Below are 15,184 nucleotides of genomic sequence, written 5' to 3' on the forward strand. Positions count from 1 at the left end.
CGTTCTGCTGCTCAGACGCCCGTGCCCGCCGCTTCGAGGGCCCGCAGCACGTCCGTGACCAGGTCTTCGGTGTCCTCGGCCCCGGCTGACAGGCGGATGAACCCCTCCGGTACGGGGTCGCCGCCCCACCGTCCGCGCCGCTCCGCGGTTGACCGTACGCCGCCGAAGCTGGTGGCGTCCTCGACCAGGTGCAGGGCGGCCATGAACCGTTCGGCGTGCGCGCGGTCCGGCAGGGTGAAGGAGACCACGGAGCCGAAGCCCCGCATCTGCCGGGCGGCCGTCTTGTGCGACGGGTCCGCGGGCAGGCCGGGGTAGCGCAGCCCGGTGACGTCCCCGTGGTCGGCCAGCGCCTCGGCGACGGCCAGCGCGTTGGTCCACTGGCGCTGGGCGCGCAGCTGGATGGTGGCCAGGGAGCGATGGGCCAGCCAGGCCTCCATCGGGCCCGGGATCGCACCGACGATCTTGCGCCAGCGCCGGACGGCGGCGGCGAGCTCCGGGTCGCGGCAGACGACATAGCCGAGCAGAAGGTCGCCGTGGCCGGTGAGGCCCTTGGTGCCGCTGGCGACGGAGAAGTCCGCGCCGAGTTCCAGGGGCCGCTGGCCGAGCGGGGTGGCGAGGGTGTTGTCGACGGCGACCAGGGTGCCGCCCGTGTGGGCGGCCTCGACCAGGCGCCGGATGTCGCACACGTCGAGCCCGGGGTTGGAGGGGGTCTCGATCCACAGCAGCCTTGCTCCGTCGAGGACGGTGAGCTGCGCGTCGTCGCCGGTCGGGGCGGTGCGGACGTGGATCCCGTACGCCTCCAGCTGCTCGCGGACCAGCGGCAGGGCCTGGTAGCCGTCCTCGGGCAGGACGACGGTGTCGCCGGTGCGGGCCTGGGAGAGCAGGACGGCGGAGACCGCGGCCATGCCGGAGGCGAAGGCGATGGTGTCGACGTCCTGGCCGGGTGCTTCGAGCTCCCCGATGGCCCGCTCCAGCAGGGTCCAGGTGGGGTTGGTGTCCCGGCCGTACGCGTACGGGCCCGTCACGTCGCCGGGGAGGTGGAAGTGGGCTGCGAAGACGGGTCCGGGCAGGGGCGGTTCGTTCTTGACCGGCTCGGGCAGCCCGGCGCGTACGGCCCGGGTGCCGTCGCCGATCCCGGCCGCCCTGGCCGACCCGGTTCTTGCTCCGGCCGCGGTTCCCGCTCCGGCCGCCGGCTCGTCGGCGTGGTCGTTCATGCGGTCTGCTCCTTCACTGCCTCGCGTACGGCGTCCAACAGGCCCGAGCTCGCCGCCTCGACGAGTTCCAGGCACTGCTCGAACCCGTCGAGGGAGCCGTAGTAGGGATCCGGTACGTCGGTCTCCGCAGCCGTCGCCGCCGGGTCGTAGGAACGCAGCAGCCGTACCTTGGCGGCGTCCTCGGGGGTGGGCGCGAGCGCCCGCAGGTCCCGCAGGTGCCCGGCGTCGAGCGCGATGACGAGGTCGAGGCCGGCGAACCACGGGGCGCGGAACTGCCGGGCCCGGTGGCTCTGCTCGTATCCGGCGGCCTCCAGGACGGTGACGGTGCGGGGATCGGCGCCGTACCCCTCGTGCCAGCCGCCGGTGCCGGCGCTGTCCACCTCGACCAGGGCGTCGAGCCCCGCCTCGATGACGCGGGCGCGGAAGACGGACTCGGCCATCGGGGAGCGGCAGATGTTGCCCGTGCAGACGAAGCACACGCGGTACATGGCGTTCGTCTCAGTCGTTGTCGGGCAGGGCCATGTTCACGGCCCAGGAGACGACGGAGATGATCAGGCCGCCGATCAGCGCGGTCCAGAAGTTGTCGACATGGAAGCTGAGGTCCAGCTGCGCGGCCAGCCAGGAGGTCAGAAGCAGCATCAGGGCGTTCACCACGAGGGTGAACAGTCCGAGGGTGAGGACGAACAGCGGCAGCGAGAAGAACTTCACCACGGGCTTGACGATCAAGTTGACCAGGCCGAAGACCAGGGCGACGAGGATCAGGGTGAGGGTCCGGCGGCCCAGGGAGCTGTGGTCGTCGAGCGTGATGCCGGCCAGCAGCCAGATGGCGACGGCCAGGGCCGCCGCGTTCGCGAGCGTCTTGACTACGAAATTTGTCATGTGTCTGATCGTGGCAGAGAAGATCCCGGTGGGACATCAGCAGATCAGCGGATGCCAGGGAACACGCGAGAGCAAGGGGCACAACGACGATGAAGGCCTTCCGGCTGGACGAGCTCGAGGCGGAGCGGCTCGCGAACGACGGCGCCTATCTGCAGTTCCTGCGCGAGCGGAACATGTCGGTCGGGCTGTACGCCCTCGACGCCGGCCAGAGCGATCCGCAACAGCCGCACCGCCAGGACGAGGTGTACTTCGTGGTGAGCGGCAGGGCCTCGATCACGGTCGGGGAGGAGACGACGACGGTGGCACGCGGCAGTGTCGTCTACGTGCCCGCCGGGGTGGTGCACAAGTTCCACCACATCACCGAGGACCTGCGGGTATTGGTGGTGTTCTCCCCGCCGGAGGCCTAGCGCGGCAGGCCTTGACCCAGGGTCGTGCCCCCTGATCCCCCTAGGGGGCGGATCAGGGGAGTCCGGGGGCTCGCGGGCCCCCGGACGGTTGTGCGGCCTCCTAGCATCGAGAGCAGGAAGTCACGGCTCAGGAGCTCGAGGAGCTCAGGAAGAGGTTGAGGACATGGACGGCATCCGAGAGACATTCGCAGGCATGCCCTGGTGGGTTAAGTGGGTCGCGATCCCGCTTCTGGTGCTCTTCGTCTTCGGTGGTGTCATCACGAGCATCCTCGGTGCCCTGATCTCGTTCGTCTTCAAGCTGCTGCTCTTCGTCGCCCTCGTGGGCGGCCTGGTCTTCATCGTGAAGAAGTTCACCGGCAGCGGTTCGAAGTCCTCCTCCCGCGACTGGTAGGTCCCGGAGCCCAGGCCCCCTGGGCCCCGGGTCAATCCCGGGGATTAACCCGGGCGGGGGAACGTGAGGTGGCAAACCGCCCACACCGCGGGAATCGGCGGATAGAGTGGCAATCTGTGCCGTTCCCTGGGCATCGGACGCCGATGGTGCCGCACTGACCTGCGGTTTTATCAAGTGCCGGCTGAGTACGACCCCCAGGATCCGCGGCGCGTGCGGGGGCGGCCCCCGCAGGGCGGACCCTCCCCAGGTCCGCCGCCACGCCTGGGGGTGAGCTTTGTCTTCGGTTCACAATGCCGGTGTGCCGACGCTGATCGGTTCGGTGCAGCGCGCGTTGAGGCTGCTCGAAGCAGTGGGTTCCCACAGAGAGGGGGCCCCGGCGAAACAACTGGCGCGCGAAGCCGGGCTCCCGCTCCCCACCGCGTACCACCTCCTGCGCACCCTCACCCACGAGGGTTATCTGCGGCGCGAGGGCGGAGTGTTCGTGCTCGGCGCCGCCGCCGGGCGGCTGGCGGGCGGCGGGCTGCAGCAGAAACGTCGCGGCATGATCCTCGACTCCCTCGCGCACTTCCGCGACGCGGTCGGGGCCCCCGTCTACTTCGCGGTGTTCCGCGAGGGTGAGATCGAGCTCGTGGGAGTTTCGGACACCCCGGCCAGCCCCGCCGTCGAGGAGTGGGCCGATTTCCGCGCGACCGGCCATGCGCACGCCATCGGGCAGTGCCTGCTGGCCCAGCTCGACGAGAAGACGCGCAGGGACTACTACGAGCGGCACCCCGTCGAGGCCGTCACCCAGTACACGGTCCGGGACCAGAGCGCCCTCGAACACCGCATCGGCGCCCTCGGACGCATGGAGCCGGTTACGGAGCGTCAGGAGTACGCGCTGGGCACTGTCTGTGCGGCCATCCCCATCACCGCAGGCGATACCGCCGCAACAATGGCGATTTCCCTCCCTTTGCACCAGGAGGAACGATTGCTGTATGTGGTCGATCAGCTACGGAGTGAAGTAGGCGCGCTGTTGAGCACCCTCTCGTTCTCTATCAGTATCTGAAAACTCACTCCTTGTGATCTGCATGAGCTTCCACCACCCTTGTCAAGAGGGCCCTGGGGGTTCATTCCTGGCCACTTCCACTACAGCGGGGTAGTCCATGCGCGAGTCGGTACAGGCAGAGGTCATGATGAGCTTCCTCGTTTCCGAGGAGCTCTCCTTCCGGATCCCGGTGGAACTCCGGTACGACACCCGTGACCCCTACGCAGTGCGCCTGACGTTCCACCTTCCCGGAGACGCCCCCGTGACCTGGGCGTTCGGCCGGGAGCTGCTCCTCGACGGCATCAACAAGCCGTGCGGCGACGGCGATGTGCACATCGCCCCCACCGATCCCGAGGAATTGTCCGACGTCCACATCCGGCTCCAGGTCGGCTGCGACCGGGCCCTGTTCCGCGCGGGAGCGGCGCCGCTCGTCGCGTTCCTCGACCGTACCGACCGGCTTGTTCCGCTCGGTCAGGAGCGCAACCTCGGCAACTTCGAGGAAGACCTCGACGAGGCACTGGACCGGATCCTGGCCGAGCCGCAGCAGAACGAGCAGAACGCGGGCTGAGCGGCCCGACCGGAAGAGCCGATCAGGCCGACCGCGCGAGCCGGGCGGACCGTACGAGCCGAGTCGCCCCGGGCCCCCGAGCCCCCCGGGTCGCTCAGCGCTTGCGCCGCCGCCCCCGGCCGCCGCGGACCGGCCCAGAAGCCGCCGTTCCGGCCGGTGATCCCGGCCGGTCGGCGGAGACCACCAGCGCGGCGAGCGCGGTGGTCACCGGGACCGAGGCCACCAGGCCGATCGACCCGACGAGGGTCCGTACGATCTCCTCCGCGACCAGCTCGCTGTTGGCCACCGAGCCCATGCTGCTGTTCGCGATCGAGAACAGCAGCAGCAGCGGAAGCGCCGCGCCCGCGTAGGCCAGCACCAGGGTGTTCACCACCGAGGCGATGTGGTCGCGGCCGATCCGAATGGCCGCCCGGTACAAGGCGCGGGACCCCATCGACGAATCGGCCTGGTGGAGTTCCCAGACCGCCGATGTCTGGGTGACCGTCACATCGTCGAGCACACCCAGTGATCCGATGATCACGCCCGCGAGCAGCAGACCGCTCATGTCGATGTCCGGGTAGAGCCCGTGGATCAGCCCCGTGTTGTCGTCGGTGTTGCCGCTGAGGAACGCCCAGTCGACGAACACCGAGCCGAGCAGCCCGATCAGCAGCAGCGAGACGAGCGTGCCCAGGACGGCGACGGACGTACGGGCGCTCAGGCCATGGCACATGTAGAGCGCGATGAGCATGATCGCGCTGGCCCCGACGACCGCGACGACCAGCGGGTTCGAGCCCTGCAGGATCGCCGGGAGGATGAAGAGGGTCAGCACGCCGAAGCTGACCACCAGCGCGATCAGCGCGAACAGGCCTCGCATCCGCCCGACGACGACCACGGCCACCGCGAAGATGCCGGCCAGCACCGCCAGGGGAAGTTTGCGGTTCACGTCGACCACGGAGTACTGGAGGTCCCGGGGCGCGTCCGGCGCGTACGCGACGACCACCTCCTGGCCGTTCTCCAACTGTCGTGGCGCTCCCGGCTGCACGATCTCGACGAACGTGCGGCCCTTGTCCGGCCCGGTGGCGACCTCGACGGTGGCCTTCTTGCAGTCACCGGTCTGCTGGGCCCGGGCCTCGCGGCCCTCCGGAGTGGAGACGCTTCCCGTGGTCGGCACCTGCGAGGCGTTCACCGATTTGCAGTCGACCTGTTCGAGCGCGACGACCTTGCCCTGCTGGGTCTGCCGGTCGAAGCCGACCCCGGAGCGCTCGTGGGCAGGGGCGCCGCCCGGCCAGAGCACCACCATGCCGACGAAGACGGCGACGGCGAAGGGGATCAGGACCGCGGCGATGACCTTGCGCAGGTGCTTCGAGACGGGAGCCGCCGGTCCGTGGCCGTGGGAATGACCGTGGGAGTGGCCCTGGGATGGGCTCTGGTCATGCTCGTGGTCATGCCCGCGGCCCACGTGTGCGTGGTCGGCGTGACCCGGGGGCTCGGTGGGCGCGGAGGGAGGCTGCGGCGAGGACTTCACCGGCAGATCATCGCAAGAGTTGAGGGGGCCCACTGTTCAGCACGCCACAAATGACGCTAGCGTGGGGGCACCTTTGCACAACGCGGGAGCTCGGAGCACCGGGCTGAGAGGGCGCTGATCACCGTACGCGCAGCACATATGCGTACGGGAAGAGGCTGCGTCGACCGCCGAACCTGTTACCGGGTAATGCCGGCGTAGGGAGATCAGGTCTCATGACCATTCAGGACGCACGCACGCCTGCCGTCAGCCAGGACGCCGACGGCCAGACCGAGCGCCAGCCCGGCTGGCACAAGGGATACCTGGCAGGCTCCCGGCCCGACCTCCGGGTTCCGGTCCGCCAGGTCCACCTCACCAACGGCAAGGACGTGACGCTCTACGACACGTCCGGGCCGTACACCGACCCGCAGATCGAGACCGACGTACGGCGTGGCCTGGCCGCGCTGCGCGAGAACTGGATCATCAGCCGCGGCGACACCGAGGAGTACGCGGGCCGGCCGGTGCGGCCCGAGGACGACGGCATCAAGCACACCTCGCCGCGCGGTGGCCTCAAGAACCTCGACGCGGTCTTCCCGGGCCGCCCGCGTCAGCCCCGCCGAGGCCGTGGCGGCGCCGCCGTCACGCAGCTCGCGTACGCCCGCCGCGGCGAGATCACCCCGGAGATGGAGTACGTCGCGATCCGCGAGAACGTCTCCCCCGAGGTCGTCCGCGAGGAGATCGCCGCGGGTCGCGCGGTGCTTCCCGCGAACGTGAACCACCCGGAGATCGAGCCGATGATCATCGGCAAGCGGTTCCTGGTGAAGGTCAACGCCAACATCGGCAATTCCGCGGTCACCTCCTCCATCGAGGAGGAGGTCGACAAGATGACCTGGGCCACCAAATGGGGCGCCGACACGGTCATGGACCTCTCGACCGGCCGCAACATCCACACCACTCGCGAGTGGGTGCTGCGCAACTCCCCGGTTCCGATCGGCACCGTGCCGCTGTACCAGGCGCTGGAGAAGGTCGACGGCCGCGCCGAGGACCTGACCTGGGAGATCTACAAGGACACGGTCATCGAGCAGGCCGAGCAGGGCGTCGACTACATGACGGTCCACGCCGGCGTGCTGCTGCCGTACGTGCCGCTGACCGCCCGCCGCAAGACCGGCATCGTCTCCCGCGGCGGCTCGATCATGGCTGCCTGGTGTCTCGCGCACCACAAGGAGAACTTCCTCTACACGAACTTCGAGGAGCTCTGCGAGATCCTCGCGACGTACGACGTCACGTACTCGCTGGGCGACGGCCTGCGCCCCGGCTCCATCGCCGACGCCAACGACGCGGCGCAGTTCGCGGAGCTGAAGACGCTGGGCGAGCTGAACACGATCGCCAAGCGGCACAACGTGCAGACCATGATCGAGGGCCCGGGCCACGTCCCGATGCACAAGATCAAGGAGAACATCGACCTCCAGCAGGAGATCTGCGAGGAGGCGCCGTTCTACACGCTCGGCCCGCTGACCACGGACGTCGCCCCGGCGTACGACCACATCACCTCGGGCATCGGCGCCGCGATGATCGCCTGGTGGGGCACCGCGATGCTCTGCTACGTCACGCCGAAGGAGCACCTGGGCCTGCCCAACCGCGACGACGTGAAGACCGGCGTCATCACGTACAAGATCGCTGCGCACGCGGCGGACCTCGCCAAGGGCCACCCGGGTGCCCAGGAGTGGGACGACGCCCTGTCGGACGCGCGCTTCGAGTTCCGTTGGGAGGACCAGTTCAACCTGGCCCTCGACCCGGACACGGCCCGCGAGTTCCACGACGAGACGCTCCCGGCCGAGCCGGCCAAGACCGCGCACTTCTGCTCCATGTGCGGTCCGAAGTTCTGCTCGATGAAGATCTCCCAGGACATCCGCCGTGAGCACGGCGGGGACCTGAAGGCCAATGAGATCGAGGCGGGCATGGCGGAGAAGTCCGCCGAGTTCGCGGCGAGCGGGAACCGGGTGTACCTCCCGCTGGCGGACTGACCGCCCGTGGCGGCCGGCGCTGCTCTGGGGAGGATGAGGGGGCTTCCCAGGGCAGCGTTCCGGCCGTGGCGCGATGTTTCACGTGAAACAGGGACGGCCGACCTGCCGCGGCCGCGGCGCTACTGCGTGCCGCCGTCCGGGCTGGTGAAGTCCGGGCTCGTGAAGTCCGGAGGGGTGTAGCCGGGGCGGGGGCCCTGCGAAGGGGACCCCGGACTGGTGAAGTCGGGCCGGCTGTATCCCAGGTTGGGGATGCGCCCGGCCTTCGGCGTGTGCGGGGCCGGATACGCCGGCCCTGCCGGCGCCGCGCTCGGGTCGGCCAGCGCGTCCCGCAGGAACGGCAGGATGCCCCGCTCCAGCAGGGCGTGCCGCCAGGCCTCGCGGGCCCGCGCGACGTCGTCGGGTATCGCGTCGGCCTCGTCCTCGGCCACCACCTCGGTCGCCCGGTTGCGGACGGCCGTCACCAGCAGCCCGATCACCGCGAACAACAGCGACACCACGGTCAGCGCGCCGAACAGCCAACCTGCCGTCAGCATCGTGTCCGCGAAGGCAGGTTCGGGTTCGACCGCCTTCAGGACGTAGCCCACCAGCAGGAATATCACCATCGCGGTGCCCGCCAGGACCGGCGCGAGCACCGCGACGACGGCACTGACACCCGCGCCGTCCTCGCCCTCGCCCTGCAGTCCGGCAGCCTGGTCCGCGGCCGCACCGGGGGTGGACAGGACCTCGTCGCGCCGCTCTCCGCGGATTTTCACGTAGTGGTCGTACTCGGCCGCGGCCGCGGCCGTCAGCAGCGCACTGGCCCCGATGGCCATCGTGCGCAGTTGTTCGGCGTTCAGGCGCTCACCGAGGGCGGCGAGCTCGGGCCGTTCGTGCGCGGTGCGGAGCGCCTCGTCGAGGAGCCGATCGAACTCGGGTCGGTCTTCGGTCAGCAGGTGCGGAGCGCTGTTCATGTGCATCCCCCGATGCTCCGTAGGGACCGGTTTGCCCGCGTAGACCCGGGCGCCGGCACAAACGGAGGAGAGCCTGCTACGGATAGGGCGATGGTAGAGCGCCCATGCCACGCCGTGACAGGGGCTTTCCCGAAATTACCCCCCTTCTGATAACCGTCAGTCGTTCAAGGGGAGTTGCACCACCAGCAGTTTGCCCGCCATCGTGACCCCGCCGTCCATCGCGATGGCGAGCCCCTCCGCGTACACGTGCGGGCCGTTCACGGCCTCCGGTCCGCGCGATCCGTCGCCGTCCTCGGTGCCCACCTCGCCCAGCAGGTACGGAATGGGGCTGTGCCCGTGGACGACGCGGCCGCCGCCGTAGGTGTCGAGGAGTTCGCGTACGGCCTGGGGGCCGGTCTCCTCGTCGCGGAACGCGAACCGCTTGGTGAACTTGCGGAACAGGTCCCAGGTGATGTCGGCGTCGTTGCGGTTGAGCAGCTCGTGGATGGTGTCGTTGACGTCTTCGACGGAGTCGCCGTAGTCGAGGTACGCGGTGGTGTCGGAGTGCAGCAGCAGGTGCCCGTCCTCCAGCACGGCAGCGTCCAGCCGCTGCATCCACTGCAGGTGTACGTCCTCCAGGCGCTCCATGTCGGTGCGCTGGCCGCCGTTGAGCAGCCAGGCGGCCTGGAAGGTGGCGGTGCCGGCGCCCGAGGCGATGGGGGTGTCCCCGAACCGCTTGGCGCCGATGAGCAGCAGCTCGTGGTTGCCCATCAGGGCCTTGCAGTAGCCGCCCGCGGCGGCGGCCTCGGCGGACAGCCGCATGACGAGGTCGATGACGCCGATGCCGTCGGGGCCGCGGTCGGTGAAGTCGCCGAGGAACCAGAGGCGGGCGTTGCCGGCCGACCAGCTGCGGTCGGCGTCGATGAGGCCCTGGGCCTGGAGTTCATGGACGAGCTCGTCGAGATAGCCGTGGACGTCGCCGACGACGTACAGAGGTCCGGGGCCCGCGGCCGGGGGCTCCTGGGGTACGTACTGGACCTGGACGGTGTCGCCCGGCCCTCCGCGGCCGATGATCGGCAGATCCCGGTGGGTGGGGGTGTAGCCCTCGTCGAGCTCGTCCCCGTCGGCCGGAGCGGGCCCGTCCGCGGCCGGGGCCCGGCCCACGGGCGGCTGCGGGGGCACGGGCGGCTGAGGCGGCACGGAGGGCTGCGGGGGCACTGGCGCGCCCTCCCCGTAGTACGCGGGGTACTCGCCGTACACCGGGGCCTCTTCGGGAAGCGCGCCGGGCACGCCGTACGGGACGGGCTCGGTGACCGGAACTCGGAAGTCCCGCAGCGTCTCCGTCCGCATCGCGGGTCCCTGACCGGCCCCCTGAGTCATCGACCCCTCCACCACCGTCGCGCTGCCGTACACCTGCGGACCCTCTTGGCCTCCTGACCGGAGGGTCCGTGATGTCGTGCGCCCATCATAGGAATGCGGCTCGCGCTCTGTGACGCACCAGGGGTGGTGAATCCTGGGCGGAACCAATGGTTCCTGCCGCTTTCTCCCGAAATAGGTGTTGCAGAAATCCCCGGCGGGGCCGTCGGCCCCGCCGGTATCGCGCTGCGGCGGTCAGTCCTTGGCCGGTGACCGGGGCGGGCTGACGGTCGTACGGGGCTGCCTGCGCTGCGAGGAAGTGCGGATGATCAGTTCGGTCGGGACCACCTGCTCGACCGGGCGGCCGGTGTCGACCCCCTCGATGGCGTCGATCAGCAGCTGCACGACGGCAGTGCCGATGCGGCGCGGTTTGAGGGAGAGGGTGGTGATGGGCGGTTCGGTGTTGGCGTACACGGTGGACTCGCTGCAGCACACGAGCAGCAGGTCCTCGGGGACGCGCAGGCCGTAGCGCCGGGCGGCGGCCAGCAGATCGGTGCCGTTGGGGTCGAAGAGCCCGTAGACGGCGTCGGGCCGGTCGGGCCGGGCGAGCAGCCGGTCCGCGGCGACGGCGCCCGCGCACGGGTCGTGGGCGGGGTAGGACTCGTAGACGGGGTCCTGGCCGACGCGCTCGCACCAGCTGAGGTAGGCGGTGGTGGACAGCCGGGTGTAGGTGTCCGTGGTGGTGCCCGTCAGCAGCCCGATCCGGCGGGCGCCGGCGGCCGCGAGGTGGTCGAGCAGGTTGAGTACGGCGGCTTCGTGGTCGTTGTCGACCCAGGCGGTGACGGGGAGGGAGCCCGCCGGGCGGCCGTCGGAGACGACGGGGAGCCCTTGGCGGACCAGTTCACTGACGACGGGATCGTGGTCGGAGGGGTCGATGACGACGGTGCCGTCGAGGGCCACGTTGGACCACACGTCGTGTCGGGAGGTGGCGGGGAGGATGACGAGGGCGTAGCCGCGGGCGAGCGCGGCGGAGGTGGCGGCCCTGGCCATCTCGGCGAAGTACGCGAATTCGGTGAAGGTGAAAGGTTCATCCCCGTACGTGGTCACGGTCAGGCCGATGAGACCCGACTTGCCGGTACGGAGGGTGCGGGCCGCTGCGGAAGGGCGATAGCCCAGCCGGTCGGCGACCTCGCGAACGTGGCGGCGGGTGGCGTCCGGCAGCCGCCCCTTGCCATTGAGGGCGTCGGAGACTGTCGTGATCGAGACGCCCGCCGCGGCGGCCACGTCCCTGATGCCGGCCCGGCTCTGTCGGCCGGCGGCCCGCCGGGTGGTCTCGGTCCGGCTCACCTGATGCTTCCCTGCTGCTGTCATGGCGAGCCGATAGTAGGGCTCGGCGGGGTGGGTGGTCCGGGTGCATATGCACCCGTTGACAGGCACGATTCTGCATGGTTCGCCACCCCCAATGACCTTGGAAACGAAGGAATTTGAGTGCGGAGAGTGAGTGGGGCGTTTGTCGTCGGGCCCGGGCATGCCAAAGAGGTGTGGTCTCGGGACGGTCTCAACTCACCTGTACGAGGGATGCGCGCCACGGCGCGGGCCACCGGCGTGCGCATATATGCGCACGCTCCCCCGCAATCCTGGCGCCGCCCATTTTCGAGAGAGCGGAATCCTCATAAGGTGAGCAGTATTGAGTCGACGGCGACGTCGTACGGGACGGTCGAGGAGGACCTGCGGTGAGCGAGAAGAGCCCGAAGCTGCGCGCCGAGCTGGACGGCATTCCCACCTACAAGCCCGGGAAGCCCGCTGCGGCGGGCGGGCCCGTCGCGTACAAGCTGTCCTCGAACGAGAACCCGTACCCGCCGCTGTCCGGGGTGCTGGAGACCGCGGTCGCGGCGGCCGGACAGTTCAACCGCTACCCCGACATGGCCTGCACGGGCCTGGTGAACGAGCTCGCCGAGCGGTTCGGGGTGCCGGTCGAGCACATCGCCACCGGCACGGGCTCCGTGGGCGTGGCCCAGTCGCTGATCCAGTCGACGGCCGGCCCGGGCGACGAGGTCATCTACGCCTGGCGGTCCTTCGAGGCCTACCCGATCATCACGCAGATCTCGGGCGCCACGTCCGTCCAGGTCCCGCTGACCGACGGAGACGTGCACGACCTCGACGCGATGTTCGACGCGATCACCGAGCGGACCCGGCTGATCTTCGTCTGCAACCCCAACAACCCCACCGGCACCGCCGTGCGCCGCGCCGAGCTGGAGCGGTTCCTGGACCGGGTGCCCTCGGACATCCTGGTGGTGCTGGACGAGGCGTACCGCGAGTTCGTCCGGGACACCGAGGTGCCGGACGGCATCGAGCTCTACCGCAGCCGCCCGAACGTCTGCGTGCTGCGTACGTTCTCCAAGGCGTACGGGCTGGCCGGCCTGCGCGTCGGCTTCGCGGTGGCACACGAGCCGGTGGCTGCGGCGCTGCGCAAGACGGCGGTGCCGTTCGGCGTCAGCCAGCTCGCCCAGGACGCGGCGGTCGCCTCGCTGCGAGCCGAGGACGAGCTGATGGGCCGGGTCGGGGCGCTGGTGGGCGAGCGCGCCCGGGTCCACAGGACGCTGCTCGGCCAGGGCTGGACCGTGGTGCCGGACACGCAGGCGAACTTCGTGTGGATGCGGCTGGGGGAGCGGACCGCCGATTTCGCGGCGGCCTGCGAGAAGGCCGGCGTGGTGGTCCGGCCCTTCGCCGGCGAGGGCCTGCGGGTCACGATCGGCGAGCCCGAGGCGAACGACATCTTCCTGCACACGGCCGAGGCCTTCTTCAAGGAGATGTGACCCCGTGGGACCGCGCGAGCCCTGAACGGCTACGCGAGTTCCACGCGGATCGGGTCGCCGTCGCGGACGGTGGACAGCAGGCGGGGGTCGCCGTCGAACGAGCCGAGCACGTTGCACGGGCTCGCCAGGCGGCTCTCGCCTCCGCGCGATATGGGCGTGGGGCCGTAGGGCAGCGCGAGTGCGTCGCCCTCGGTCCAGAACGCGACCGTGCCCGGGTCGACGACCTGCCTGGCGTCGTGTTCCAGCGCCACCGAGACGCCGGTGTCGAAGTAGACCTCCTCGCCCCAGGTGTTGGCGGAGGCCGAGATCGGGAGGGCCTCGGCCAGCGCCTTGCTGGTCGGAGTCTCGTCAAGGGCTGCCGTGAGCTGGCCCGCGGGCCAGGAGATACGAATCCTCATGGGCGGCATTCAACAATCTGTTGAATGTGTTGGCTAGGGGGACCCCGGCCGAAACCCGTCGAAGCCGGTGCGACATAATGCTTGTGAATGTGAACGCGTTCACAAGCGCGTCCTGCTTTATCCCGTATTGAGTAGGACGTACCAGGCAAACTGCGACAGTGACCACGGCGCACCGAAGGAGACGACGACGTGGACGTAGCTTTGGCGCCAGAGACGTTGGCGCGATGGCAGTTCGGCATCACCACCGTCTACCACTTCCTCTTCGTCCCGCTGACGATCTCGCTCGCCGCGCTCACGGCAGGCCTTCAGACCGCCTGGGTGCGTTCGGGGAAGGAGAAGTACCTCAGGGCCACCAAGTTCTGGGGCAAGCTCTTCTTGATCAATATCGCCATGGGTGTCGTCACGGGCATCGTGCAGGAGTTCCAGTTCGGCATGAACTGGTCCGACTACTCGCGCTTCGTCGGTGACATCTTCGGAGCGCCGCTGGCCTTCGAGGCGCTCATCGCCTTCTTCTTCGAGTCGACCTTCATCGGGCTGTGGATCTTCGGCTGGGACAAGCTGCCGAAGAAGATCCACCTGGCCTGCATATGGATGGTCTCGATCGGCACCATCCTCTCCGCGTACTTCATCCTCGCGGCCAATTCCTGGATGCAGCACCCGGTCGGCTATCGGATCAACGAGGAGAGGGGCCGGGCCGAGCTCACCGACTTCTGGCTGGTCCTCACGCAGAACACCGCGCTGACCCAGTTCTTCCACACCATCACGGCGGCCTTCCTGGTCGGCGGCGCCTTCATGGTCGGCATCTCCGCCTTCCACCTGGCACGCAAGAAGCACATCCCCGTGATGCGGACCTCGCTGCGGCTCGGCCTGGTCACGCTGATCATCGCCGGCATGGGCACGGCCATCAGCGGCGACCTGCTCGGCAAGGTGATGTTCAAGCAGCAGCCGATGAAGATGGCCGCCGCGGAGGCCCTCTGGGACGGCGAGGCGCCGGCGCCCTTCTCCGTCTTCGCATACGGAGACGTCGAAAAGGGACACAACAAGGTCGCGATAGAGATCCCGGGCCTGCTGTCCTTCCTGGCCAACGACGACTTCACCTCCTTCGTCCCCGGCATCAACGACGTCAACAAGGCCGAGCAGGAGAAGTTCGGACCCGGCGACTACCGGCCCAACATCCCGGTCGCCTACTGGGGCTTCCGCTGGATGATCGGCTTCGGCATGGCCTCGCTCGGCGTCGGCGTGCTGGGACTCTGGCTCACCCGGAAGAAGTTCATGCTGCCGCCGGGGCTGCGCACCGGCGAGGAAGAGGTCCCGCACCTGGTCCTCTTCAAGAAGGCGCTGAGCCCCCGGTTCGCCACGTGGTACTGGATCGTCGCCCTCTGGACCATGGGCTTCCCGCTCATCGCCAACTCCTGGGGCTGGATCTTCACCGAGATGGGCCGCCAGCCCTGGGTGGTCTACGGAGTCCTGCGCACCCGTGACGCGGTCTCGCCCCACGTCTCCCAGGGCGAGGTGCTGACCTCGATGATCGGCTTCACGCTCCTGTACGCCGTGCTCGCGGTGATCGAGGTCAGGCTGCTGGTGAAGTACGTGAAGCTCGGCCCGCCCGAGCTCACCGAGGCCGACCTGAACCCGCCCACCAAGATCGGCGGGGACGACAAGAACCCCGACCGGCCGATGGCCTTCTCGTACTGAGGC

At 69.4% G+C, this 15,184-nt stretch carries 15 protein-coding genes and 1 riboswitch; of the genes, 7 read left to right on the forward strand and 8 right to left on the reverse strand.

The window, feature by feature from the left end:
* Window positions 1-11: 11 nt before the first annotated feature.
* The 3 genes from ACFXGI_RS09415 to ACFXGI_RS09425 are packed head-to-tail and all read right to left on the reverse strand — an operon-like array spanning window position 12 to window position 2,093.
* Window positions 12-1,214, reverse strand: coding sequence for a cystathionine gamma-lyase (locus tag ACFXGI_RS09415; RefSeq protein WP_384704841.1), 1,203 nt, complete (start codon window positions 1,212-1,214; stop codon window positions 12-14).
* Window positions 1,211-1,702: a low molecular weight protein-tyrosine-phosphatase gene (locus ACFXGI_RS09420; protein ID WP_384704842.1), complete on the reverse strand. Its 492-nt coding sequence runs from the start codon at window positions 1,700-1,702 to the stop codon at window positions 1,211-1,213. Before ACFXGI_RS09420 ends, ACFXGI_RS09415 begins: the two co-directional genes overlap by 4 nt.
* Before the next feature lie 10 nt (window positions 1,703-1,712).
* Entirely contained in the window at window positions 1,713-2,093 is a 381-nt protein-coding gene (locus ACFXGI_RS09425; RefSeq protein ID WP_030857778.1) for a phage holin family protein, read from the reverse strand.
* Window positions 2,094-2,182: 89 nt separating this feature from the next.
* Here ACFXGI_RS09425 and ACFXGI_RS09430 point away from each other — a divergent pair, with 89 nt between their 5' ends.
* The 4 genes from ACFXGI_RS09430 (at window position 2,183) to ACFXGI_RS09445 (ending at window position 4,483) form a co-directional block, all read left to right on the forward strand.
* Window positions 2,183-2,500, forward strand: coding sequence for a cupin domain-containing protein (locus ACFXGI_RS09430; protein ID WP_030153240.1), 318 nt, complete (start codon window positions 2,183-2,185; stop codon window positions 2,498-2,500).
* 163 nt (window positions 2,501-2,663) lie between these two features.
* Window positions 2,664-2,891, forward strand: coding sequence for a DUF5326 family protein (locus tag ACFXGI_RS09435; RefSeq protein WP_229337959.1), 228 nt, complete (start codon window positions 2,664-2,666; stop codon window positions 2,889-2,891).
* Window positions 2,892-3,198: 307 nt separating this feature from the next.
* Window positions 3,199-3,936, forward strand: a complete 738-nt coding sequence (locus ACFXGI_RS09440; protein ID WP_384704935.1) for an IclR family transcriptional regulator — start codon at window positions 3,199-3,201, stop codon at window positions 3,934-3,936.
* A 97-nt stretch (window positions 3,937-4,033) separates the two neighbouring features.
* Entirely contained in the window at window positions 4,034-4,483 is a 450-nt protein-coding gene (locus tag ACFXGI_RS09445) for an SsgA family sporulation/cell division regulator (RefSeq protein WP_030857783.1), read from the forward strand.
* A 94-nt stretch (window positions 4,484-4,577) separates the two neighbouring features.
* On the opposite strand, the gene ACFXGI_RS09450 is transcribed toward ACFXGI_RS09445, so the two are convergent.
* Window positions 4,578-5,987 (reverse strand): YibE/F family protein, encoded by a 1,410-nt coding sequence (locus tag ACFXGI_RS09450; protein WP_384704843.1) that lies wholly within the window; start codon window positions 5,985-5,987, stop codon window positions 4,578-4,580.
* A 72-nt stretch (window positions 5,988-6,059) separates the two neighbouring features.
* A riboswitch (TPP riboswitch) is annotated at window positions 6,060-6,205 on the forward strand.
* Here ACFXGI_RS09450 and thiC point away from each other — a divergent pair.
* On the forward strand, window positions 6,200-7,987 hold the full coding sequence (gene thiC / locus ACFXGI_RS09455) for a phosphomethylpyrimidine synthase ThiC (protein ID WP_384704844.1): 1,788 nt from the start codon (window positions 6,200-6,202) through the stop codon (window positions 7,985-7,987). Its footprint overlaps the riboswitch before it by 6 nt.
* A 119-nt stretch (window positions 7,988-8,106) precedes the next feature.
* Here thiC and ACFXGI_RS09460 read toward each other — a convergent pair whose 3' ends face one another.
* The 3 genes from ACFXGI_RS09460 to ACFXGI_RS09470 form a co-directional block, all read right to left on the reverse strand.
* A complete protein-coding gene (locus tag ACFXGI_RS09460; protein ID WP_384704845.1) occupies window positions 8,107-8,943 on the reverse strand; it encodes a hypothetical protein in 837 nt (278 codons plus the stop codon).
* Between the two features lie 150 nt (window positions 8,944-9,093).
* Window positions 9,094-10,296 carry a metallophosphoesterase gene (locus tag ACFXGI_RS09465; RefSeq protein ID WP_384704846.1) on the reverse strand — a complete coding sequence of 401 codons (1,203 nt, stop codon included), beginning with the start codon at window positions 10,294-10,296 and terminating at the stop codon, window positions 9,094-9,096.
* Window positions 10,297-10,527: 231 nt separating this feature from the next.
* A complete protein-coding gene (locus ACFXGI_RS09470) occupies window positions 10,528-11,643 on the reverse strand; it encodes a LacI family DNA-binding transcriptional regulator (protein WP_384704847.1) in 1,116 nt (371 codons plus the stop codon).
* 362 nt (window positions 11,644-12,005) lie between these two features.
* Between ACFXGI_RS09470 and hisC the strand changes: the two genes are divergently transcribed.
* Window positions 12,006-13,088 carry a histidinol-phosphate transaminase gene (gene hisC / locus ACFXGI_RS09475; RefSeq protein ID WP_384704848.1) on the forward strand — a complete coding sequence of 361 codons (1,083 nt, stop codon included), beginning with the start codon at window positions 12,006-12,008 and terminating at the stop codon, window positions 13,086-13,088.
* Between the two features lie 29 nt (window positions 13,089-13,117).
* Here hisC and ACFXGI_RS09480 read toward each other — a convergent pair whose 3' ends face one another.
* Window positions 13,118-13,486, reverse strand: coding sequence for a cyclophilin-like fold protein (locus tag ACFXGI_RS09480; protein WP_384704849.1), 369 nt, complete (start codon window positions 13,484-13,486; stop codon window positions 13,118-13,120).
* A 189-nt stretch (window positions 13,487-13,675) separates the two neighbouring features.
* Between ACFXGI_RS09480 and ACFXGI_RS09485 the strand changes: the two genes are divergently transcribed.
* Window positions 13,676-15,181 (forward strand): cytochrome ubiquinol oxidase subunit I, encoded by a 1,506-nt coding sequence (locus ACFXGI_RS09485; protein WP_384704850.1) that lies wholly within the window; start codon window positions 13,676-13,678, stop codon window positions 15,179-15,181.
* Window positions 15,182-15,184: the final 3 nt, after the last annotated feature.

The organism is Streptomyces sp. NPDC059355 (genome assembly GCF_042752335.1).
Classification (GTDB): Bacteria; Actinomycetota; Actinomycetes; order Streptomycetales; family Streptomycetaceae; genus Streptomyces.

Coding starts and splice junctions, on each gene's coding strand:
- ACFXGI_RS09445 (WP_030857783.1), top strand. CDS start 4,034: ATGCGCGAGTCGGTACAGGCAGAGGTCATGATGAGCTTCCTCGTTTCC.
- ACFXGI_RS09460 (WP_384704845.1), bottom strand. CDS start 8,943: ATGCACATGAACAGCGCTCCGCACCTGCTGACCGAAGACCGACCCGAG.
- ACFXGI_RS09465 (WP_384704846.1), bottom strand. CDS start 10,296: ATGACTCAGGGGGCCGGTCAGGGACCCGCGATGCGGACGGAGACGCTG.
- ACFXGI_RS09425 (WP_030857778.1), bottom strand. CDS start 2,093: ATGACAAATTTCGTAGTCAAGACGCTCGCGAACGCGGCGGCCCTGGCC.
- thiC (WP_384704844.1), top strand. CDS start 6,200: ATGACCATTCAGGACGCACGCACGCCTGCCGTCAGCCAGGACGCCGAC.
- ACFXGI_RS09435 (WP_229337959.1), top strand. CDS start 2,664: ATGGACGGCATCCGAGAGACATTCGCAGGCATGCCCTGGTGGGTTAAG.
- ACFXGI_RS09415 (WP_384704841.1), bottom strand. CDS start 1,214: ATGAACGACCACGCCGACGAGCCGGCGGCCGGAGCGGGAACCGCGGCC.
- ACFXGI_RS09480 (WP_384704849.1), bottom strand. CDS start 13,486: ATGAGGATTCGTATCTCCTGGCCCGCGGGCCAGCTCACGGCAGCCCTT.
- ACFXGI_RS09430 (WP_030153240.1), top strand. CDS start 2,183: ATGAAGGCCTTCCGGCTGGACGAGCTCGAGGCGGAGCGGCTCGCGAAC.
- ACFXGI_RS09420 (WP_384704842.1), bottom strand. CDS start 1,702: ATGTACCGCGTGTGCTTCGTCTGCACGGGCAACATCTGCCGCTCCCCG.
- ACFXGI_RS09470 (WP_384704847.1), bottom strand. CDS start 11,643: ATGACAGCAGCAGGGAAGCATCAGGTGAGCCGGACCGAGACCACCCGG.